The 21,964-nt window shown below is 42.6% G+C and carries 24 protein-coding genes and 2 other annotated features; of the genes, 2 read left to right on the forward strand and 22 right to left on the reverse strand.

Annotation, left to right across the window (positions count from 1 at the left end):
- Positions 1 to 543, forward strand: coding sequence for a transcription repressor NadR (locus tag MHI08_RS12450; RefSeq protein WP_327823131.1), 543 nt, complete (start codon positions 1 to 3; stop codon positions 541 to 543).
- 24 nt (positions 544 to 567) lie between these two features.
- Here MHI08_RS12450 and pheA read toward each other — a convergent pair whose 3' ends face one another.
- The 20 genes from pheA to MHI08_RS12550 form a co-directional block, all read right to left on the reverse strand.
- Positions 568 to 1,446 carry a prephenate dehydratase gene (pheA, locus tag MHI08_RS12455; RefSeq protein ID WP_268414561.1) on the reverse strand — a complete coding sequence of 293 codons (879 nt, stop codon included), beginning with the start codon at positions 1,444 to 1,446 and terminating at the stop codon, positions 568 to 570.
- A gap of 18 nt (positions 1,447 to 1,464) precedes the next feature.
- Entirely contained in the window at positions 1,465 to 1,908 is a 444-nt protein-coding gene (locus MHI08_RS12460) for an ACT domain-containing protein (protein WP_008342790.1), read from the reverse strand.
- A 55-nt stretch (positions 1,909 to 1,963) separates the two neighbouring features.
- Positions 1,964 to 3,250 carry a GTPase ObgE gene (obgE, locus tag MHI08_RS12465; RefSeq protein ID WP_024423156.1) on the reverse strand — a complete coding sequence of 429 codons (1,287 nt, stop codon included), beginning with the start codon at positions 3,248 to 3,250 and terminating at the stop codon, positions 1,964 to 1,966.
- 21 nt (positions 3,251 to 3,271) lie between these two features.
- Positions 3,272 to 3,865: a sporulation initiation phosphotransferase B gene (locus tag MHI08_RS12470; RefSeq protein ID WP_024423157.1), complete on the reverse strand. Its 594-nt coding sequence runs from the start codon at positions 3,863 to 3,865 to the stop codon at positions 3,272 to 3,274.
- A 257-nt stretch (positions 3,866 to 4,122) separates the two neighbouring features.
- Entirely contained in the window at positions 4,123 to 4,407 is a 285-nt protein-coding gene (rpmA, locus tag MHI08_RS12475) for a 50S ribosomal protein L27 (RefSeq protein ID WP_003216586.1), read from the reverse strand.
- 12 nt (positions 4,408 to 4,419) lie between these two features.
- Positions 4,420 to 4,758: a ribosomal-processing cysteine protease Prp gene (locus tag MHI08_RS12480; RefSeq protein WP_034621123.1), complete on the reverse strand. Its 339-nt coding sequence runs from the start codon at positions 4,756 to 4,758 to the stop codon at positions 4,420 to 4,422.
- 14 nt (positions 4,759 to 4,772) lie between these two features.
- Positions 4,773 to 5,081: a 50S ribosomal protein L21 gene (gene rplU / locus MHI08_RS12485; protein WP_003216781.1), complete on the reverse strand. Its 309-nt coding sequence runs from the start codon at positions 5,079 to 5,081 to the stop codon at positions 4,773 to 4,775.
- A gap of 12 nt (positions 5,082 to 5,093) precedes the next feature.
- Positions 5,094 to 5,166, reverse strand: a sequence feature (ribosomal protein L21 leader region).
- Between the two features lie 66 nt (positions 5,167 to 5,232).
- Positions 5,233 to 6,102, reverse strand: coding sequence for a M50 family metallopeptidase (locus tag MHI08_RS12490; RefSeq protein WP_024423159.1), 870 nt, complete (start codon positions 6,100 to 6,102; stop codon positions 5,233 to 5,235).
- A complete protein-coding gene (locus MHI08_RS12495; protein ID WP_024427844.1) occupies positions 6,095 to 6,886 on the reverse strand; it encodes a M23 family metallopeptidase in 792 nt (263 codons plus the stop codon). The genes MHI08_RS12490 and MHI08_RS12495 overlap by 8 nt, the downstream gene beginning before the upstream one ends.
- A 220-nt stretch (positions 6,887 to 7,106) precedes the next feature.
- Positions 7,107 to 7,910 (reverse strand): septum site-determining protein MinD, encoded by an 804-nt coding sequence (gene minD / locus MHI08_RS12500; RefSeq protein WP_017358134.1) that lies wholly within the window; start codon positions 7,908 to 7,910, stop codon positions 7,107 to 7,109.
- 2 nt (positions 7,911 to 7,912) lie between these two features.
- Complete coding sequence (minC, locus tag MHI08_RS12505) at positions 7,913 to 8,596, reverse strand: septum site-determining protein MinC (protein WP_024423161.1); 684 nt, start codon at positions 8,594 to 8,596, stop codon at positions 7,913 to 7,915.
- 54 nt (positions 8,597 to 8,650) lie between these two features.
- The gene (gene mreD / locus MHI08_RS12510; protein WP_280149394.1) at positions 8,651 to 9,169 is read right to left on the reverse strand and encodes a rod shape-determining protein MreD; all 519 of its coding nucleotides are present in this window, start codon (positions 9,167 to 9,169) and stop codon (positions 8,651 to 8,653) included.
- Positions 9,166 to 10,065 (reverse strand): rod shape-determining protein MreC, encoded by a 900-nt coding sequence (gene mreC, locus MHI08_RS12515; protein ID WP_024423163.1) that lies wholly within the window; start codon positions 10,063 to 10,065, stop codon positions 9,166 to 9,168. The genes mreD and mreC overlap by 4 nt, the downstream gene beginning before the upstream one ends.
- 27 nt (positions 10,066 to 10,092) lie before the next feature.
- Positions 10,093 to 11,112: a rod shape-determining protein gene (locus MHI08_RS12520; RefSeq protein WP_007501538.1), complete on the reverse strand. Its 1,020-nt coding sequence runs from the start codon at positions 11,110 to 11,112 to the stop codon at positions 10,093 to 10,095.
- A gap of 89 nt (positions 11,113 to 11,201) precedes the next feature.
- Positions 11,202 to 11,876, reverse strand: a complete 675-nt coding sequence (radC, locus tag MHI08_RS12525) for a DNA repair protein RadC (protein WP_044331749.1) — start codon at positions 11,874 to 11,876, stop codon at positions 11,202 to 11,204.
- A gap of 47 nt (positions 11,877 to 11,923) precedes the next feature.
- Positions 11,924 to 12,493 (reverse strand): Maf family protein, encoded by a 570-nt coding sequence (locus MHI08_RS12530; RefSeq protein ID WP_024423165.1) that lies wholly within the window; start codon positions 12,491 to 12,493, stop codon positions 11,924 to 11,926.
- Positions 12,494 to 12,670: 177 nt separating this feature from the next.
- Entirely contained in the window at positions 12,671 to 13,687 is a 1,017-nt protein-coding gene (locus tag MHI08_RS12535; protein ID WP_241218561.1) for an SPOR domain-containing protein, read from the reverse strand.
- Between the two features lie 157 nt (positions 13,688 to 13,844).
- Positions 13,845 to 14,576 carry a prepilin peptidase gene (locus MHI08_RS12540; protein WP_342499660.1) on the reverse strand — a complete coding sequence of 244 codons (732 nt, stop codon included), beginning with the start codon at positions 14,574 to 14,576 and terminating at the stop codon, positions 13,845 to 13,847.
- A 147-nt stretch (positions 14,577 to 14,723) separates the two neighbouring features.
- Positions 14,724 to 16,028 carry a folylpolyglutamate synthase/dihydrofolate synthase family protein gene (locus MHI08_RS12545; protein WP_248350901.1) on the reverse strand — a complete coding sequence of 435 codons (1,305 nt, stop codon included), beginning with the start codon at positions 16,026 to 16,028 and terminating at the stop codon, positions 14,724 to 14,726.
- 65 nt (positions 16,029 to 16,093) lie between these two features.
- The gene (locus MHI08_RS12550; protein ID WP_151862633.1) at positions 16,094 to 18,736 is read right to left on the reverse strand and encodes a valine--tRNA ligase; all 2,643 of its coding nucleotides are present in this window, start codon (positions 18,734 to 18,736) and stop codon (positions 16,094 to 16,096) included.
- A 59-nt stretch (positions 18,737 to 18,795) separates the two neighbouring features.
- Positions 18,796 to 19,025 (reverse strand) — a binding site (T-box leader).
- Between the two features lie 168 nt (positions 19,026 to 19,193).
- Between MHI08_RS12550 and MHI08_RS12555 the strand changes: the two genes are divergently transcribed.
- Positions 19,194 to 19,382, forward strand: coding sequence for a hypothetical protein (locus MHI08_RS12555; RefSeq protein ID WP_003216497.1), 189 nt, complete (start codon positions 19,194 to 19,196; stop codon positions 19,380 to 19,382).
- Between the two features lie 51 nt (positions 19,383 to 19,433).
- Here MHI08_RS12555 and ysxE read toward each other — a convergent pair whose 3' ends face one another.
- Together ysxE and MHI08_RS12565 are read right to left on the reverse strand one after the other, a co-directional pair.
- Positions 19,434 to 20,465: a spore coat protein YsxE gene (gene ysxE, locus MHI08_RS12560; protein WP_034621137.1), complete on the reverse strand. Its 1,032-nt coding sequence runs from the start codon at positions 20,463 to 20,465 to the stop codon at positions 19,434 to 19,436.
- Between the two features lie 37 nt (positions 20,466 to 20,502).
- Positions 20,503 to 21,852 carry a LysM peptidoglycan-binding domain-containing protein gene (locus MHI08_RS12565; protein WP_342499661.1) on the reverse strand — a complete coding sequence of 450 codons (1,350 nt, stop codon included), beginning with the start codon at positions 21,850 to 21,852 and terminating at the stop codon, positions 20,503 to 20,505.
- Positions 21,853 to 21,964 lie beyond the last annotated feature (112 nt).

Here is a 21,964-nt window from a genome sequence, read left to right on the forward strand (position 1 = left end):
GTGGAGCAAGAGAGGAAACTCATTGGCGAAGAAAGAAGAAACGCCATTTTAGAGTGGCTGAAAGAAACAGACACACCGCTTACTGGAAGCTTTTTAGCTAAAAAGGCGGCTGTCTCTCGGCAAATCATTGTACAAGATATTTCATTATTAAAAGCAAAAAACGAACCCATTATTGCCACAAGCCAAGGCTATGTGTATATGGCAGCGCAGCATGCGCCAGAAAGAGAAATTGAACAAATCATCGCCTGCAAACATGATCCTGCTCGTACAGAAGAGGAACTGACCTTGATTGTAGACTTTGGAGTGACGGTGAAAGATGTGATCATTGAGCACCCTGTTTATGGTGAACTGACGGCCTCTATTCGCGTCAGCACACGGAAACAAGTCGCTGATTTTGTCCATCATATTTCTAACACCGGCGCGTCCTACTTGTCAGAACTAACAGACGGCGTGCATCTGCATACTCTCACTTCTTACAGCCAAAAGCAGCTTGACCAAGCCATTCAAGCGCTGGATGACGCTGGGTTTTTAATAAAAGACTAAAAAAATAGTGTCCTGCACGGGACACTATTTTTCATTCGTTAATTCATATGTTTGATAGCTGCCAAGCAGCTTGACCTCACAGCCAATCGCTTCTAATTCTTGAATCGCACCAGGGACGAGGACATCATCCAATTCTTTTTCAATGTCAATAATAAATAAATAATGTCCAAGACCTGTTTTTGTCGGACGAGATTCAATTTTTGACAAGTTAAGATTCCGCCAAGAAAAAGCAGACAGCACGCGGTGCAATGCGCCTGATTGGTCATCCTTAGGCAGACTGACCACAATGGTCGTTTTTGGCTTTGATGAGAAACCAGAATTCATTGGGAACGATGCGTTAGGATCTTTATGTAAAATCACAAAGCGTGTATGGTTGTGCGGATAATCATGAATGTCTTTTTTTGCAATCGCCAAACCATACGTTTTTGCGGCAATTTCATTGGCAATAGCCCCGACAGCTTCATCTGGATGCTCACTGATGTATTTTGCTGCATAGCCAGTTGACTCCACTGGCCGATGAGGAATATGAGGGTACTGCTTTTTCAGAAATTGATGACACTGGGCAATCGCGTGAGGATGCGATTGAATGACATCTAACGTCTCCCAGCTCTCCGCTCTTGCTGGGTGGACAAGCAAATGCTGCCGAATTGGTGCTGTCATCTCCCCCACAATGGACAGCGCTTCTTCATGAATTAAATAATCAATCGTTAAGTTCACAGAGCCTTCGAGTGCATTTTCAAGTGGAACGACCGCCAAATCGACTTCGCCTTTTGACACAGCATCCATACATTGCGGAATCGTTGCATAGGCACGCTGCACCGCATCTTTTGGAAAACAAGAGCATACGGCCAAATGAGTAAATGTTGCTTCTGGTCCAAAATAACCTACAGTTAATTGCTTCATCTGCTATGATCTCTCCTTTTACGCCCCAGAACCGAGAATTTCGACTTTTTCGACAAATTCAAGCTTTCTTAATTGATTCATGACGGTGTTGATATCATCTGCCATACCAGCTGTACTAATTGATAAGGTGACATTCGCTCTTCCTTGCAGCGGAATCGTTTGGTGAATGGATAACACATTACAGCCAGAGTCAGCCACAATTTGAAGCAGTCTTGATAAAGCCCCAGACCGATCCTCAAGGTGGAAAAACAATGTGATGATCTGCTCTTTCACCATTGTATAAAATGGAAAAACAGCATCTCGGTATTTATAAAAAGCACTGCGGCTTAAATCCGCTTTTTGAACAGCATCGGCAACTGAATCCGCTTTTTTGCGATCGAGAAGCTTTTTGACTTCAAGCGTTTTTCGCATCGCATCTGGAAGTACATCCTCTCTTACTAAATAGAACGTTTCTTCTTTCACCTGTTTTCTCCCCTTTTAAAAACGGGAGAGCCCATGGTCTGGACCCTCCTTTTGATCAATCAATAAATTCGAATTCAAATTCAAGCAGACGAATGATGTCGCCATCTTTTGCTCCGCGCTCACGCAAGGCATCATCGACACCCATTCCGCGCAGCTGTCTAGAGAATCGTTTAACAGATTCATCTCTTGAGAAGTCTGTCATCTTAAACAGACGCTCAAGTGCTTTACCCGTTAAGACAAATGTGCCATCAGGATCTCTAGAGATCTCAAATGGTGCATCGCCTTCATCAAACCTGTACATCACGCGGTTATCCGACAGCTCCTCTTCATTATAGAGCGGGAATTCCGGTGTTGTTTCAAGCTGATTGGCGATTTCAAATAAGAGCTCACGAAGCCCTTCTCTTGTGATCGCACTAATCGGGAACACTTTATAGTCATCCGTTAATTTTTCTTTAAATGCCTCTAGATTGTCAGCTGCATCTGGCATGTCCATTTTGTTTGCAACAATGATTTGCGGACGCTCTGTCAATCTCATATTGTACTGCTCAAGCTCTTCATTAATCGTCACGTAGTCTTCGTATGGGTCACGCCCTTCAAGTCCAGACATATCAATGACATGGACAATGACACGTGTACGCTCAATATGACGTAAAAATTGATGACCTAAGCCAACGCCTTCGTGCGCTCCTTCGATCAGTCCTGGCAGATCCGCCATAACAAAGCTTCGGTTATCGTCTGTTTCAACAACCCCGAGGTTCGGTACAAGCGTTGTAAAATGATAATCCGCAATTTTTGGTTTCGCAGAAGAGACAATCGAGAGCAGCGTTGACTTCCCGACACTTGGGAAACCAACAAGTCCAACATCTGCAAGTACTTTTAATTCTAAGATGACGTCACGTTCTTTACCTGGCTCACCGTTTTCAGACAGCTGTGGTGCAGGGTTTGCTGGTGTTGCGAAGCGTGAATTCCCACGTCCGCCACGTCCGCCTTTGGCAATTACAGCCCGCTGCCCATGCTCTGTCAAGTCAGCTAGTACTTGTTCCGTCTCTGCATCTGTCACAACCGTACCCGGCGGAACTTTGACAATCATTTCTTCCGCATTTCGGCCATGCTGGTTTTTACTCATTCCGTGCTCGCCGCGGTCAGCCTTGAAATGGCGCTTATAACGAAAGTCCATTAACGTTCTAAGTCCTTCGTCTACTTCAAATACAACATCTGCACCATTTCCGCCGTCGCCGCCTGCTGGGCCGCCCTTTGGTACATATTTTTCACGACGGAACGCCACCATACCGTTTCCGCCGTCACCGCCTTTAACATACACTTTAACCTGATCTACAAACATAACTTCCTCCGTTTCTCTGCATCACATATCTCGTTCTTGCCTCAAACAAAGCTCAATCATGGACTCATGAGGCGTCACATGAAATTGCGTTATACTCATACATGGATAGTTTGCGTCATGAAACGCATTTAACGCATCCAAACTTGTTAATTTTCCTTTGAAATCAAAATATAAGATCACATCATTTTCTTCATGATCTGTTTGGAAAGTGACCGTTAAATGATTTTCAGTTTTTTGGCAAACTGATTGATCGAATATCGAAAACAACTCCTGTGATACCGTTAGCAGCTGCGATTCATATGCTGATAAGTCTCGGGTTTCACCAAGCACTTCATATTCTAAGGTGATAAAATGCGACTCCCAATTAAATGTTAGAAAGTAATAGGCCAATTGGGGAATTTTTAAATTTGAGAGTTTGGATTCATGCTGTGCTTCAATGACCATTTCTTCTATAATTTCAAACACGCGGTCATATTTTTCTAATGTCAAGTTGCCTTTGATCAGCTGTAATTTATTCATCCAGTCGTGTCTTGAACGACTGAGCAGATAGATCAATTCATTTGTTAATGCAACGTGAGTTAATTTTTCATTTTCTTTACTTGGTATCTCTTCCATTATCGCACTCCCAATCGTTTGGTCTCTCTTTTAGGAGTCTTATCATCAATATGTCTCCCTGAATTATAACAGAGAAGACAGCATAGAAAAACACTAGTTATGTGAGGAAAGGTTGTTTTTTCTGATCGTATAGGAGAAAATGAGGCAAAGTCAGCAAACGTTCTTTGATATTTATGGAGTGCATCTTCTTTTATCATCTTCGGTACTGCTTGTAAAAAGTGAAAAAAACTCCAGTCAATGACCGGAGTTTTTAGCAATTATTGTGCCGCAGGATATACGCTCACTTTTTTACGGTCACGACCGAAACGTTCGAATTTAACCGTTCCGTCGATTTTAGCGAAAAGAGTGTCGTCGCCTCCGCGTCCAACGTTTTCACCTGGATAGATTTTCGTTCCACGTTGACGATAAAGGATAGAACCACCAGTTACGAATTGACCATCAGCACGTTTAGCGCCTAAACGTTTAGACTCAGAGTCACGTCCGTTCTTTGTAGAACCTACCCCTTTTTTAGATGCGAAAAATTGAAGATCTAATCTAAGCATGAAGTTCACCTCCTATTTTTTTGTTGATATTCTCACATAATCGTGATAATCTCGTTCAATTGTCTCTAAGGAAACGACCATGCCTTCTAAAAGCAGCTGGGCTTTTTCAAAGGATACTGGATCTGTATCAGCCGGCAGTTCAAAAGAGAAGTAGCCGCCATCTTCACCAATATCAAGCAGTGGGTCCAATCCTGTCAGTGCAATAATTGAATTGACTGAGCCGAAAACAACAGCAGATACACCTGCACAAACGAGATCCTGACCTTTTTCAGCAAACTCGGCATGTCCAGTCATCTGAAAAGACGTAATGCTTTCATCTGCTGAAGACCGAGTAATGGTTGCTTTGATCATATCACTCACACGCCTTAAGCGTTGATTTTTTCGATAACAACTTTAGTGTAAGGTTGACGATGACCTTGTTTCTTGTGGTTGTTTTTCTTCGGTTTGTACTTGAACACAGTAATTTTCTTACCGCGACCTTGTTTTTCAACTTTAGCCGTTACTGTTGCTCCAGCAACTGAAGGGTTACCCACTTTGACAGTGTCTCCGCCGACAAACAATACGTTTTCGAAAGTTACTGTTTCACCTGCTTCAGCAGCTAGTTTTTCAACATAAACAGTTTGACCTTCTTCAACTTTTACTTGTTTACCACCAGTTTCGATAATTGCGTACATCTCTGCACCTCCTAATAAACTCAGACTCGCCGAATACAGGGGGCCATTGGCACTTTACACCTGCTCCGCGCGGTTGTAGCACGGGTGCTACATATCCATAACATTAAAAAATATATCAAACTAGACGCAGAATGTCAATGTATTTTCACCATTAGTACGGTAAAAGAAGCTCTTCCATCGAGGAGGTGGTTCTGCGATCTGAAAAATACGCATGGAGCAGTTCATTTTCATCAAGCTGGCTCATCTTCACGCCATCTCTTTCAATAATAATCGGATGCTTGCAGCCCCTTTGAAATCGTGCCATCACTTCGTATACTTTTTCCTCTGCACTTGCTCTCAGCGGAATCAGTTTTTCTACCTTCTGCTCTTTTTTACCGTAATACCGTTCTAGTAAGAAGCGAACCCTGACGTAATGCCGCTGCCTGTGCTCCATCACGAGTGAATAAGCTAAAAAAGTAAGCAGCACCCAGCCATTGAATTGCAGCGGTGCAAACAAAAGTAACCCTCCTGTCAATAGACCGAAAAAGACAAGTGAGCCTTTTATTGCTAGGGCATGCGCACGTTGGAAAGGGTAAAAAACAGATAAGAGCAAAAAGAATAATTTTCCGCCATCAAGCGGCCAAACGGGCAAAAGATTCACAAGGAAAATCGCCATATTATAAAAGGTAAACATCGTAAAGACGTCGTGCGAGATAAGAGAAGCCTCCATGAAAAGCCATGCCATGAGCTGGAGCGGTACATGCTGAAGCGGCCCGCACAAAATGACCGCAAGCTCTTCTTTTAACGGACGGTTCCCATGTTCCTCTACTTCCACCGTTCCGCCAAATGGCAGTAAAAAAATCCGCCGAATGCGCCAATGATAATAGCAGGCAGCCGCTGCATGTCCAAGTTCATGGACACAGACAATCACGAGCAGACAAAGCAGCGGCTTGATTTGACCTGACAAAATCGCAAACGCCATCACAATCCACAGCAGCGGATGGATGTGAATTTTCGTCAGCATGAGCAGCCATCTATTCAAAGGTCATCACCTGAATAGGATCGATAAATTGTTCATTTTGCTTAATAGCAAAGTAATACGTGCCCTTCCCTTGATCATCAAGCGAAATCTGGCCAATTTTTTCACCCTTATCGACAAAATCGTATAAGGCCACATCGGCTTTCTTTAATTGACCGTACCAGCTATAGCTGTTATCTGCATGCTGCACTACAACGGTAAGCCCTGTATCGCTTTGTTTTTTCACCTCGACCACATAGCCTTCCTTCATACTATCAATGGCTTCAGCGGATGTCTCCACTTTGACACCTGCTCCATTTTGCGTAAAGGATTCCTGCACTTTACCAGAGGCAGGAACAGCTAGTTCTTGATTCGCTTGTACGTCCTTTTGGCCATCTTTTTTCTCTGTTAAAAAAGCCAGCGGATGTCCAACTGTTTTTTCAAACCAGCGGTTAGCAGCAGCAAATTGAAAATCTTGCTCAAAAGTCTGAGTAATCATCGGCTTCAGCTGTTGAAACGGACCTGTCTGACCTTTAAATGAAATGGCTGCAATCAAAACAAGGGACGCTGATAATAAGCATTTAAGCACAAAGGTATTCGGGTTAAATAAGGGATGACGATATTTCTTTGGCTGATGGGACGCCGGTTCATAGGAGGTCGAGCCAGAATGCTTTTCTTCCTCTGTCAGCATAACCCATGGCGGGATATCTTCTTTTTTCTTGAAAGCCGTCTTCTTAGGGGGAGCAGCTGGCTGCATCATTTTGCGGCGCTGCGCGATTTTCTTTCGGTACTCGTCCACTCTTTTCATGAGATCACCCTTTACATACAAACAGTTTGTACATTTTATGTGACAACCCCATCTGATATGCAACAAAAAGACCGATTCTAAATCGAATCGGCCTCAGCGTGCAGACAAACCCTCGCATTCGGTGTCAGGTCTGCGCTCCGGTACTCACGAATGTCAAATTCGCTTCGCAAAGGTAGCCGTCTTTCCTAGACTGCAAAGGTTTTCTATCACGGTTCAGTGATTATGCTCTTACACCAAAAAATGCTTTGAGCTTTGCAAACATTCCCTTGTTTTCTTCTTCAAAAGATTGAAGCGGAACAGATTCGCCTAGTACCCGGCGGGCAATATTGCGATAGGCAATCGATACTTTATTTTTAGCATCCATAACAATCGGTTCACCATTGTTTGAAGCCTTAATCACATCATCATCATCTGCTACAATGCCAAGTAAATCAATTGATAAATGATGTACCACTTCATCTACATCCATTGAATCGCCATTTTTCGCCATGTGTGTACGAATACGATTGACAATCAAACGAGGCGGTTCGATATCTTCTTGTTCTAACAAACCGATGATTCGGTCCGCATCTCTTACAGCTGAGATTTCAGGCGTCGTCACGACAATGGCCTTGTCTGCACCGGATACAGCATTTTTAAAGCCTTGCTCAATTCCAGCAGGGCAGTCAATAACAACATAATCAAAGTCTTGTTTCAATGATTGAATTAATTCTTTGATCTGTTCCGGCTCTACAGCCGTTTTATCACTTGTTTGAGCAGCAGGTAAAAGATACAAAAGATCCTCGAAACGCTTATCTTTTACAAGCGCTTGATGAATTTTGCATCTTCCTTCTACTACATCGACTAGATCATAAATAATGCGGTTTTCTAGCCCCATCACGACATCCAGATTCCGAAGGCCGATATCGGTATCAACTAGACACACTTTTTTCCCTTGAATTGCTAGTGCTGTGCCTAAGTTTGCAGATGTTGTTGTTTTGCCAACGCCGCCTTTTCCTGAGGTAATCACAATAGCCTCGCCCAATTTCACATTCCTCCCTCAAGCCTTGTCAGATTAGGTCTTATATGAGCCAATTGCTGCAGGCGTTCAATGATCATATTGCCATCTATATCTAAATAAGCACATTCCATTTCATTTCCATCTTCTTTTTGGTCTGGCGCGCGGTTAAAAACTTGTGCGATGCGAAGCTGTGTTGGAATCATATGAGATGCCGCAATAACAGCCTGTTTGTTGCCATTACATCCAGCATGCGCCACACCTTTTAAAGCGCCAAGCACAAAAATATTTCCTCCTGCGCGAATCGTTCCGCCAGGATTGACATCTCCTATTAATAAAAGATCTCCTTCGACATGCAGCACCTGTCCAGAGCGCACAATTTTTGCTACAGAAGTAATTTCAGCCTCTGCTTTTAATCGTCTCGCCTCTTCAGTTGACATGACTTCACTTTCAATGGAGTGGATGACGAGATGTTCATTTTCAGACACCGCTTCAGTCAAACGCGTCTCCTGATCCTCTGTTAAATACCGAAAACCAAGCTTAATATGCACATTGACCTTATGTCCTTCTCTTCCATCTGTATATTGCTCAAGTAATAGAACCTCTCGCAAGCCGGAAAGAAGGTCATCAAACGAACAGTCATCATTTAACTGTAATGTTAATCCGTTTTTTGTACCTTTTATCGTCACATATTGCTGTTTTTGAGTTTTCAAGATGCTCACCTCAACAACATACTCATTTCGCCGTAATTGGACAAACTCCTGCTTTTATTCGTCGATCAGTCCTTGTTTCACGTGGGTGAAAAAGAGCCTAAACGGCACAACAAGTATGAGAGACGCAGCAGTATTTAAAAGAATCGTTGGAATAAAGCGTTCGATGACATACGTATTAAACGGCATAATCCCTGGTTGAATTGTCGCTTGAACGCCGTATACATAAAACTCCATCACGGAAACAGCAATAATCGACAGAAAGACAACGACTAACATATTCGTTTGCAGAACTTTAAAGGCTTTTGCTAACAAATAGCAAAGCGCCCCAAAGCCAAACATATGAACACCAAGTATGCCTGTATATGAAATATCATATAAAAGTCCAAAGATAAATCCGTAAATCACACCATATTTTTGATTCACAAAAGCAGTCATAAATGCAAGTGCGAGTAAAATGAAATGAGGAGCTAAAATTTGATTCTCTGAAACAAATGGGAGCTTCACTAAATCAACAAAAATGCTGTCAAATACGAAGATAAACAACATGACGAAAGCAAGAAGGACACGTTTCACGAGCCTTCCTCCTTCGTCAATTCAGATGCATCTGCTGTACTTGTGCTGCGATTCACCACAATCACACGGTCTAAATTGTTGAGTTCAGCCGCTGGTTCTACGTAAATGATCTTTGTCAGGCCGTAATGGTCTGGCTCGATTTCACTTACCTTACCAATCGTTAAGCCTTGCGGGAATACGCCCCCTGCTCCAGATGTTTCAACAAGATCTCCTTTTTTGACATCCCCATCTGCATCGGATTTCAGAATATTCATAGTCAGCATTTTTTTCTTGCTGTCATAACCGTTAATGATTCCATTGAGTTCTTCTTTGCCCTTTTTCGCAAAAATTTTCGTTGAAATTCTATTATTTTGGTCAGTAGAGCTTAGCAATCTTACAGTCGAAGTAAAATTGTTAAGCTTATCACTTTCAATCTTCCCAATTAATGCGCCACTCTCATTAGTGACTGCCATATCTTTTTCCACGCCTTGTTTTTTCCCTTTATCAATCATCACAAAGCTATCCCAAAGAGAAGGGTTTCTTGCGATAACAGTTGATAGAATTGGCGTGTAGTCACGAATAGAGTTCACATAGCCAAGCTGTTTGCGAAGCTTTTTGTTCTCATCTTCTAGTTCTTGAAGTTTCGCCTCATACTGAGTTTGTCCATCAAGTTTTTTTCGAAGACGCTCGTTTTCATCATATGTGTTCTTTAAATCTTGTACGTTCCCATAAATACCGGCAATAAATTGTGATGGTTTATGAAAGACACCTTGAAAAAAGCCTGTCGTATCCCCCACTAATTTTTCCGGCCATGAAGCACCTCTGCCGCTTTTCACTGAAAAACCAATCATGGCCACCAGTACGATGACACAGACAAGGAGCAACATTAATCTTTTATTCATAAAAAACTGCGGCATGTCTTACACCTCTTTAATTACGCCCGATTATCGATTATCTTTTGATTTTCCTTTGAACAAATGAATATGTTCTAGTGCTTTCCCTGTCCCGATTGCCACACAGTCAAGCGGGTCTTCTGCAATAATGACTGGCATTTTCGTTTCATCGCTAATGACTTTGTCAAGATTACGCAGCAGTGCACCGCCTCCTGTTAAAACAATTCCGCGGTCCATAATATCTGCTGCGAGCTCAGGCGGGGTTTTTTCAAGAGTCATTTTCACTGCATCGACAATTGTTTCCACCGTATCGCGAAGCGCTTTTGCAATCTCTTCTGCCGTAATAGAGATTGTTTTTGGCAGACCTGTTAAAAGGTCACGTCCGCGAATGTCCATCTCATCATGTACGTCAGGCTGCGCAGAACCGATTTCCATTTTAATCGCTTCTGATGTACGATCACCGATCATTAAGTTATACGTTTTACGGATGTAGCTGCTGATCGCATCATCCATCTCATCTCCTGCCACACGGATTGATTGTGATGTCACAATGCCGCCAAGAGAAATAATCGCTACTTCTGTTGTACCGCCGCCAATATCCACAACCATACTTCCTGTTGGTTCCCATACAGGAAGGTTAGCACCGATTGCCGCAGCAAATGGTTCTTCAATAGGGTATGCGTCACGTGCACCAGCTTGTCTTGTTGCATCAATGACTGCACGCTCTTCTACAGCTGTAATACCAGATGGTACACATACCATGACGTAAGGTTTACGAGCAAAAAGCCCTTTGCCTTTTAATGCTTGATTAATGTAATATTTCATCATTGTTGCTGTCGTCTCGTAATCTGCAATGACACCGTCTTTCATTGGGCGTAGTGCCACAACATTACCAGGTGTACGGCCAATCATGTTTCTAGCATCATTTCCGACTGCCACTATAGACTTCGTATCAGTTTCCAAGGCTACGACCGAAGGTTCTCTTACAACAATGCCTTTTCCTTTAATAAAAACAAGCGTATTCGCTGTGCCAAGATCTATTCCAAGGTCTTTTGTACCAATTCCAAACATATGTATGTATCTTCCTTTCTTAAACCAAAATTCCCTTAGGGAAAAACTCATAAACTCTATTATATCGTAAAACATTGAAAAAAAAAGTGTTACAAATACCCTTTTTCCTTCAAACTCACAAATTTTTGATCACCTATGACAAGATGATCAAGCAGCTGTATTCCAATCAGCTGTCCACATTCAAAAAGTCGCTGTGTGACTTCAATATCTTCCCTGCTCGGCGTCGGATCTCCAGATGGATGGTTGTGCACACATATAAATGAAGCAGCGGACCGTTTAAAGGCCTCTTTGAAAATTTCACGCGGGTGAACGATGGATGAGTTCAAACTTCCAATAAACACGGTATGTTTATGAAGGACTTGATTTTTAGTATTGAGATAAAGACAAACGAAATTTTCCTGTTGTAAAAACCTCATATCTTCCATCACAAAGTTTGCCCCATCCTCTGGTGTGCGGATCACATAGCGGTTGTCCGTCGTTTGATGGTGTAATCTAGTGCCGAGTTCTAAAGCAGCTAAAAGAGAGACCGCCTTCGCCTTTCCAACTCCTCGAATCTTCGACATTTCTTCAATTGAGGCTTCTCTTATAGTACGAAGACCGCCAAATGTTTGCAGAAGTCTTGCGGAAATTTGAAGAACTGATTCCTTTTTTGTGCCTGTCCTTAAAAGAATCGCAACTAGTTCATGGTTTGACAGACTGCCGGGACCATATTTGATCAATCGTTCTCTCGGCTTTTCATCTTGAGGGAAATGCTTTAGCAACATAGGGAAATCGTTCATGATGCCCACTCCTTTTAGATTCCTTCCTGTCATCAAAAAGGGGTGATTCCAAATGTTTCGAGCACTCTAACTGTTTTGGCAATAGGGAGACCTACAACGGAAAAATAATCACCATCTATTTTTTGAACAAACAGTGCGCCTTTTCCTTGAATGCCATAGCTTCCCGCTTTATCAAGCGGTTCTCCCGTTTCGATATAGCGGTCTATTTCATTTTGCGTAAGTGTCCAAAACGTCACTTCTGTCTGTTCATAAAATGTTTCTTTTCTATTCTCTGACTGAATCGTGACACCCGTCAAGACTTGATGTGTCTTTCCTGACAATAATTGAAGCATTGAGGCCGCTTCTTCCTTGTCTTTTGGTTTCCCAAGACATTTGCCGTCAATTGCAACAATCGTATCTGCACCAATAATCACAGCTTCGGGATATAATCTTTGAATATCACTTGCTTTTTGTTCTGCCAACCATTGGACGTTCTCTGCAGGAGAAAAGTTTCGATTTATTTCTTCTTTTAATTGACTTGCTTGAATGTCATAAGAAAACCCTGCTAGATCAAGCAATTCTTTTCTTCTAGGGGATTGAGATGCGAGAATCAATTGGTTCATGTTTGTTCATCCTTTCAGGGTTTAGCCTAAGAAGTAAGATACCCATTCATCCTATCAAATGTACATCTTACCGACAATTTACGAAAATTCATTTTTCATGTTCCTTCATCATTATGTTGGATGCAAAAGAAAAAAACTAGTCATTTTTTGACTAGTTTGGTTTCTTAAAATATGATTTTACGTATTTAATTGATCAAGCAATGCCTGCTGAGATTTCCACCCGTTTTCAGCAGTAGGTTCATTTAACAGCTGCACCGCTTTCAGCAAACTGCTTTTAGCTGGTGCGTCCGTTGTTTTGGCACTTTCAAGCTCAGAGATCAGCTGCGCAACGTCCTTTTGATCCACATCATCCCCTGCAATGACCTTAGAGGATAAAACAGATGCCTTTTCTATTAAACTTGTCAGCTCCTCCGGTACTTGAAATGAGAGCTCCTTGCCTCCCCACGCCTCAAAGTGCTGATCAATCAGCTTCTTCCCAACAGCACTTGTCATGCCCTGTTCTGTCGCAAGCCCGGCAATGACATAATAGCCATCATCCATCGAGACCTTTTTCCCCGCATATCCTGCTTCTTTTAAACTGCCAACTAATTCATCTGCTCCTTTTTCAGAGGAAAACTTTCCAGCCTGTACGACATAGGTTGAAAAGCTGCCAGAGGCGCTTTTTTCATCCTTATTCTCTTTTGATTCATCAGCAGTATCTGCTGGCGGCGCATCCCCGCCCGCTTTCATTGATGATTGATTTCCGGACGCTGAAACGCTGATATCTCCCCCTGATGGATTCTGAGAACCATCTTGACTTAAGCTAAGTGCAAACACACCAAGGCCTGTCCCAAGAACCACTGCAAACACAATCGTTGTCATCACTCTCTTAAACGGGCCGCGGTTTTTACCGAACTTCTGGTCAAAGGAGCCTTTTTTCTTTTGATAAGGTGTGACGACCTTTGGGTCAGAATGATAAATATGATCAGCTGCGTCATCCCACTGGAAGTCTTCTTCTTTCGGTTTAGCCGGTTCTTCCTCGGAAGCAGCTGTCTCCTGTTCTGACTGCCTTTTTTCCTCCCAATTCGAAAATGTCACTTGATCATCCTCTTGCTGTTTTGGCGGCTGGTGGTCATCTTCATGAAGCATTTCTTCTTTGCCATTAATATTGACTTTTAACCCTTGTTTTTTTGCCTGCCTTTTTTTCACTGTCATTCCCCGCTTTCTGACATTGTTTGTAAGAAAGACCTTTTTGTCCAATGAATCAGCGCGAATGTAACCCGTCCTTCTTTCTGTTTCACACTTTAACATAGCGGATAAAAAAAAGAACAAGACTTTTGTCGGCAGGGAAAAAAAGTGTTCGCCAATTTTTTCAACCGATCGACCCGGCCAACGGGAGCATGACATGAGCTCCATAGAGATACAGCCAAAAAGAAAAAGAGATCGCAGGAACAAAGGGAAATGGCTCATCTAATCGAAAAGAAAAAACCTTCGCATAGACGATTCCAGCGATACACGAGAGGAAAAGAATGAGAAGGAATGGCTTGAATCCTAAGCAAAATGCAAGCACACCGAACAGCTTCATATCAGCTCCACCCATGCTATTTGGCTTGAAACGATCTAAACTATAAAACAAGAGAAAGCAAAAAAGAAGCGAAGCCGCTCCTTCCCACCAAATAAGAAGAGGTTCAAGCGTGCGGTATATGACGAAAAGAGGGAAAAAGAAGAGAAACAGCTCGTTTGGCACCCTCATATAAAGGAGATCGCTCACGACAGCAATCACAAATAAACTACAAAGAATTACAAGAAAAAGACCTTCAAACGAAATACCAGCGATTCTATACATGAGCAAAAAAAGACTGCCTGACAGCAGCTCAATCAGTGGATATAGCATTGGCAACCGAGTGCCGCAATGTTTACAAGTCCCCCTCAATAATGCATACGAAACTAGCGGAATCATCTCGCGCAAGGAAAGCGGCTGTTTACAGGCTGTGCAGTGAGAACGAGGAAAAAGAATAGACCGCTTCAGTGGCAGCCTTTCACCGACTAGATGAAAGAATGACCCCATGGTGACGCCCGCAAGAAACACAAAAATGCCTATCATATATCGTGACCCCTTCCGAGAATAAGATAGACCGGATTTTACCATGACCGTATTCATTGTGCACATAGCAAAAATATGATTTTACTTCCCTTCTGCGTATCAAAAGAAAAAAACGCAAGAGGCATTGAAGCCATTTGCGTTTTTTTGTTATCCGATCATACGATTTCTTATATCTGAAATAAAATAAAGAGAGCCAGTCACAAGAATCACCGCTGAAGGATCATCACTTTTTTTCTGAATGAACTCAAGCACTGTACGAGGGTCATCATCATACGACTTTGCGTCTAAATGACTGCATACATAAAGCTTTTCAGCTGATTCGGCTCTTGGAAAATCAAATGAAACAAAATGGATAGAAGAACTTACAGCTTCAAGCTTTTGAATCATTTTCTTGTACGGCTTATCTTTTAAAGCACTAAAACAAATATGCACCTGTTTACTAGAAAAATGAGCTTGTACGGTTTCAATTAAACGGTCGATCCCTTCTTCATTATGTGCGCCGTCTAAATACACTGGAGGATGATCTTTGACCTTTTCAAACCTCCCAGCCCAAACTGCCTGCCGAATGCCTTCATATATTTGCTCTTCTGTCACGCTAATATAGTCTTCTTGCTCCAGCCATTCAATGAGTAAAACAGCAAGGGAAGCATTTTGCCTTTGATGCGTTCCAATTAATCCTGTTTCAAGCTGAGGATACTGCCTTTTTGATGTGCGTAACGTGAAACGTTCACCTGTTTCTGTCGGCTGCTGCTCATCAAAGCTGCAAGTATCATGCAAGGAAATACATTCGGTATTCTTTTCTTTTGCTGTGTTTTGAATGACAGCAAGAGCTTCTGGCTGGTGAACTGCCGTAATCATTGGAATACCCTCTTTGATAATACCCGCTTTTTCAGCTGCAATCTGTTCAAGTGTGTCACCTAAAATGGTCATATGATCATGACCAATCGACGTAATCGCTGTTAAGATTGGCACAGCAATATTTGTAGAATCAAGCCTTCCGCCAAGCCCTGTTTCCAAGAGGACAAAGTCTACTTGGTGCACATGAGCAAAATAAGCAAATGCACATGCTGTAATGATTTCAAATTCTGTTGCTGCGCCAAGCTCTGTTTGATCTAATTCATCAACAAGAGGCTTGATTTCATTCACCAAACTCAGCCATTCTTCATCCTCTATAGGCGCTCCGTTCACGCTGATTCTTTCATTGAACGTTAGTATAAACGGAGAGGTGAAGGTTCCGACTGAATAGCCGGCTCCCTGTAAAACAGAACGTGTAAACGCAATGGTTGATCCTTTGCCATTTGTACCTGCAACATGTACTGCTTTTATGCTTTGTTCCGGATTTCCTAGTCTGTTCATCAGCCATTTCATTCGTTCAAGACCCGGTTTTACGCCAAAGGCCAGTCTGCTGTGAATCCACTCAATCGCTTCATGGTAGGTTGTAAACAATGTCATCTCTCATTTCATACGAAATTTTCAAAAAAGACGACTCCATTTCATTAGGAGCCGTCTTTTTAACCTTATGCTTTCAGCTCTTCAATACGCTTTTGAACAGCTTCGCGTTTTGCGACATAATCACGTTCTTTCGCACGCTCTTCTTCTACGACACTTTCAGGCGCTTTTTTCATAAAGCCTTCATTGCCAAGCTTTTTCTGAACTCGTTCCACTTCTTTTGTCAGTTTATCAAGCTCTTTTTGCAGACGAGCAATTTCTTCATCTAAGTTGATTAAGCCTTCAAGCGGCAGAATGAGTTCTGCTCCAGAAATGACAGCCGTCATCGCTTTATCACTAGCTGGGACATCTGTGCCAATTTCAAGAACACTTGGGTTCGTGAATCGCTCAATATATGAACGATTTTTCTCTAAACGTTCCTGAATATCAGACGTAGATGCTTTAATGTAAAGCTCAACTTGTTTGCTCATTGGCGTGTTCACTTCACTGCGAATGTTACGAACAGAACGAATGAGTTCAACAAGCAGCTTCATATCAGCAGAAGCTTGTTCGTTGGAAAGCTCCGGCTTCACTTCAGGCCATGCCGCTACAGTAATAGACTCACCTTCATGCGGTAGATGCTGCCAGATTTCTTCTGTTAAGAACGGCATAAACGGATGTAAAAGTCTCATTGTTTGATCTAATACATACGCAAGGATCGAACGAGTCGTTTTCTTTGCTGCTTCGTCTTCACCATAAAGCGGAAGCTTCGCCATTTCAATGTACCAATCACAGAAATCATCCCAAATGAAGTTGTATAAATGTCTGCCCACTTCACCGAATTCATACTTGTCAGCAAGCTGTGTGACACTTTCAATTGTTTCATTTAAGCGTGTTAAAATCCATTGATCAGCAACTGATTTTTCTCCTGATAAATCAAGCTCATCATACGTTAAACCATCCATATTCATTAAAGCAAAACGGGATGCGTTCCAAATTTTGTTCGCAAAGTTCCAAGTGGATTCAACCTTTTCAAAGCTAAAACGAAGATCCTGGCCTGGTGAGCTTCCAGTCGCTAAGAAATATCTTAATGAATCCGCACCGTATTTGTCGATGACCTCCATTGGATCAATTCCGTTGCCAAGCGACTTACTCATTTTACGTCCTTGTTCGTCGCGGATGAGCCCATGAATGAGGACATCTTTAAACGGTTTTTCTCCTGTGAATTCAAGACCTTGGAAGATCATGCGGGATACCCAGAAGAAAATGATGTCATAGCCTGTTACAAGCAGATTGGTTGGGTAGTAGCGCTTGAAGTCTTCACTGTCTGCATCTGGCCAGCCCATTGTAGAAAACGGCCACAGCGCTGAACTAAACCATGTATCAAGTACATCGTTATCCTGTTCCCAGTTCTCAATATCTTCTGGTGCTTCAAGTCCAACGTATACTTCTTTCGTTTCTTTATGATACCAAGCCGGAATGCGGTGTCCCCACCATAGCTGACGAGAAATACACCAGTCACGGATATTTTCCATCCAATGTAAATATGTCTTTTCAAATCGGTCTGGAACAAATTGAACTTGGTCGTCCCCTTTTTGCAGATGAATAGCTTCGTCTGCCAGCGGCTGCATTTTCACAAACCATTGTGTCGATAAATACGGTTCAACGACAGCTCCACTTCGCTCACTATGACCAACTGAATGCATGTGGTCTTCAATTTTGAACAAAATGCCTTCCTCTTGTAAATCCTTCACAAGCTGTTTGCGGCATTCGAAACGGTCCATTCCTTTGTATTTCAGGGCATTTGCATTCATTGTGCCATCTTCATTCATGACAAGAATACGCTCTAGCCCGTGGCGGTTTCCAAGCTCAAAGTCATTCGGATCATGAGCAGGTGTAATTTTCACAGCACCTGAGCCAAACTCCATATCGACATAGTCATCACCGACGATTGGGATTTCACGGCCTGTAATTGGTAAAACCACTGTTTTTCCAATCAGATGCTGATAGCGTTCGTCATCAGGGTGTACAGCTACGGCTGTATCCCCCAGCATAGTTTCAGGTCTTGTTGTCGCAATTTCAATTGAACCTGTTCCATCTGAAAGCGGATATCTCAAGTGATAAAACGCACCTTGAACATCCTTATAAATCACTTCAATATCAGAAAGTGCCGTTTTCGTTGCTGGATCCCAGTTAATGATGTACTCTCCGCGATAAATAAGCCCTTTTTCATACAATTGAACAAACACTTGGCGAACGGCTTTATTCAGACCTTCATCTAAAGTAAAACGTTCACGGGAGTAATCGAGGCCAAGTCCCATTTTCGCCCACTGGCTGCGAATAAAATCTGCATATTCTTCTTTCCACTTCCACGTTTCTTCCACAAATTTCTCCCTGCCAAGGTCATATCGGCTTACACCTTCTTCGCGAAGCTTTGCCTCGACTTTTGCTTGAGTCGCAATACCGGCATGGTCCATACCTGGAAGCCAAAGAACGTCATAGCCCTGCATCCGTTTCATACGTGTCACGATGTCTTGGAGTGTAGAATCCCATGCATGCCCAAGGTGCAGTTTTCCTGTCACGTTTGGTGGAGGAATGACGACTGTATATGGATCTTTCGTTTTGTCATTTTGTGCTTCGAAGAATTTCCCTTCAAGCCAGTACGTATAGCGGTCTTTTTCAATCGCATTTGGATCGTACTTTGTTGGCATTTCTTGATTATTTGTTCCCATTTGTGTAACCTCCACATTTTTTCGGCTGATGAAACATAAAAAAAGCCTTTCCATCCTTATAAAAGGACGAAAAAGCTTTTTCGCGGTACCACCTTTTTTCACGAGACACATCCACGTGTCCCATACACTCTAAAGGATAACGGGGTTCTCCCGAATTTCTCTACTTGTTCATTCAAGAAATTAAGCTCACAGGCGACCTTCCAAACAAGTACATCCTAGGAAACCTTTCAGCTCTTGGCTTCCCTCTCTTTAGGGTCTTGCTCGTACTCTTCCTGATCCACGCTTACGATATATCACGTTCATCAGCACATACTCATCTTTTATTAATATTACTAAATGCCTTTTGTTTTCGTCAATCATCTTTTCCGCTTTTCTTCTTCTTTATACAAATTGGGCAGGCACCCTTCGCCCTTTTGCCCATATGATAATAACAAAATGAAGAAGGAGGGCGTTTGATTTGAAGAAGATCAATCCTTACACACTTCCCCCCTGGCTGAGACAAATTCGGGCAGTTGCTTCCCAAGTCGTTCTCCCGATTGCTATATTTCAAGGATTTCGTACGATCATTTTCCCTACGACATTTGACGTCCTCATTCTAGGTATTCTTATTTTTCTCGCCTGTGCCTTTCATCTTGATTGGTTTTAAAAACTCATCATTATGTACCTGCCCATATAAAGCCAACGCAGCATAACCTCGTCATTCCGCCGATGACGAGGCACTTTGTTCTTCTTCAAGCCGTCTAGCCTGCTCAATTTCGTGAATCTTCATGACGGTCGGCTCAGAATTTTTCATCTGCCAATACGCTCTTAACAGCTGCTGGCAGCTTTCCATTTCATCCTGCCCGCCTGCTTCATAGGCTTTTACTGTATCAAACAGCCCTTGCGGATAAGCGAGGTAGCTTAGGAACAAATGCAGTTCTTCCTCCCGAAGAGGGTTTCCTTTTTGATACGTATAAAACAAGGAAGTGCATTCAGGACAAGACGTAGGATAGGTTTTGAAAGTCCGAAAGTAAAAGGTCAGAAGATCATAAATAGGGGAGGCTTTTTTAGACCGCTCGAAATTGGTGAAATGTCCTGTCCCTACATCATTATACAAAAAGTGATGGATCGATAGCTGCCCATGATTTAGCACAACACGCGTTGTCTCTTTGTCTTTCATTTCTTCATGCCAATCTTCTAAACGTTCAAGCGCAAATTCACTGGCAGACATCGCCTCTGAAAAATACATAGCAGCGGCCAGCTCAAATGGCGACATATACCACGTTTGTTCTGCCCGCTCTATGAATCGTTCATACATGTCTTTCTCTGTTTCCCATTTGGTCTTGATTTGTGTGTAATGTGCTTCTATCTCTTGCTCTGTGATATCCATCATGACTTCAGTCCGCTTATGAAGTCTTGCAATCTCTTGAAATAAATATTCGTGCTTATCGTCCTGCTCTTCTCTCTTTTCATTCGTCAGCCACGGCATCAGATAATATGCATACTGGCTTTCTCGATGACTTGAGAAAAAGGAACCGCTCGTCGTCCGATAAATCGGCACAAAGGAGCGATAGCCCTTTGATTCCAGTTCAAGCATTTGTTCTGTAAATTGCATATGCCGGCTGGCTTTTACTCGTTTCAGGGCAAATACACCCTGCTTTGTATATACCTTGATGACAGCAGGACTGACAGGTTCAATATATTCAGCCTCAAGTCCGTATTCGTATAAGACAGATTGGATTTCATCCACGTTCACTCACCACATTTTCTCGGTCAGTCATCGCTTGCTATGCATTGCTTTTTTGATATTCAGGAATATAAAGAATCTGCCCTTCCTCAAGCTCCGCATCAATCGATAATGAGTTTGTGCGAAGAAGCTGCTGCACATTCAACTGATATCTCTCACAAATACGATCGACCGTATCTTCTTGCTGAACTATACATATTTTCATGCGGGAAAAATCTTCCTCCTCCTGCTTAGCGAACAGCTTTGTTAAATAAAGAGAATTCTCACTGCCAGACGTTTCTCTCACGTCTTCTTCAAGCTCCTCTTCTTCTTGAGCTGACTCATATATTTTAGGTGCTTCCCGTTCATATAACCGCCCGAGCTGATATTCATCATCGTGCGCCTCATGCTCAGGCTCCTCTTGATCAGCAGGTGATTCAAAAGCCGGATACGACTGTACCGTTTCTTCCTGCTCTTCAGCAGCTTCAGGATCCTTTCTTACTTCCACTTCAAAGAACGGCTCTTCCCGCTCCTCTTCTTCTAATAGCTTTGGCGGTTCAAAAAATGGCGGTTCCTGCACCTGAGCTTCAGGGATGGATCGATAACCAAGCGCCACAGCTTCTTCTTGATTATTCGGCTGTTCCGGCTCTTCAGGTTCTTCTAATTCTTCAGGTTCTTCTAATTCTTCAGGTTCTTCTAATTCTTCAGGTTCTTCGGACGCCTCTTCTACTTCCCTGTTCACCAGTTCTATCTCAATTTCTTCTTCCTCTTCTTCTTGTACTTCCTGCACTTCCTGTTCCTCTTGCTCCGCGCGCGTGTCATGTTGGAATACAGGCTGATTCTCATCATGCTCACGTTCTTCGCCTTGCAGCTCTTCTTGTTCTTCATGTTCCGGCTGCAATTGATAATCGTAGGCCATATCGCCATAATCCACTTCAGGACGATGGACAAATTCATACGGCTCCTCTACAGGCGCTTGAGGCGTTTCCTTGTCTAACAAGCCCTCAATGGCTAAATCAGCCTGAATGGTGAGCAAACGATTCTCTGTCAGCTGGTAATCAAACGCATCAATAAACACAAACACATCATTTAAATGACTAATTTTGTTCTTCGGAATGGTGATATCGACTGGAAATTGATGCAGAAGCTCCGCCGTTCCGTCTTCTCTGACCTTTACCTCATCTGCTTCCCTGTATGTTGGAAAGGAACTCAATTCACCCAATAGCTCCTCTTGATTTATGTTGTATTCTCCTGTTAGCTCGAGTGAACCTCTAATAGAAACATAATCATTCACTTCTTGAACGAGAATGTCAGGGTCGAGAGAAATTGACAGCAGCTCACTGACTTCCTGTCCGCTTTTGAAATAAATGGATTCTTCTACCGAAAACTGTAATCGATTGTTTTGAGACAAGTCGGTGTCCTCCTTTCATCTAATCCTTAAAAAATAAAATTAGATGTCAATACAGTTGTATGAAGGAGGTAGTGAAAATATGATTGGTTTTCTCTAATGCAAAAAAGCCGAT

Source organism: Bacillus sp. FSL M7-0791 (genome assembly GCF_038627085.1).
GTDB lineage: Bacteria > Bacillota > Bacilli > Bacillales > Bacillaceae > Bacillus > Bacillus safensis.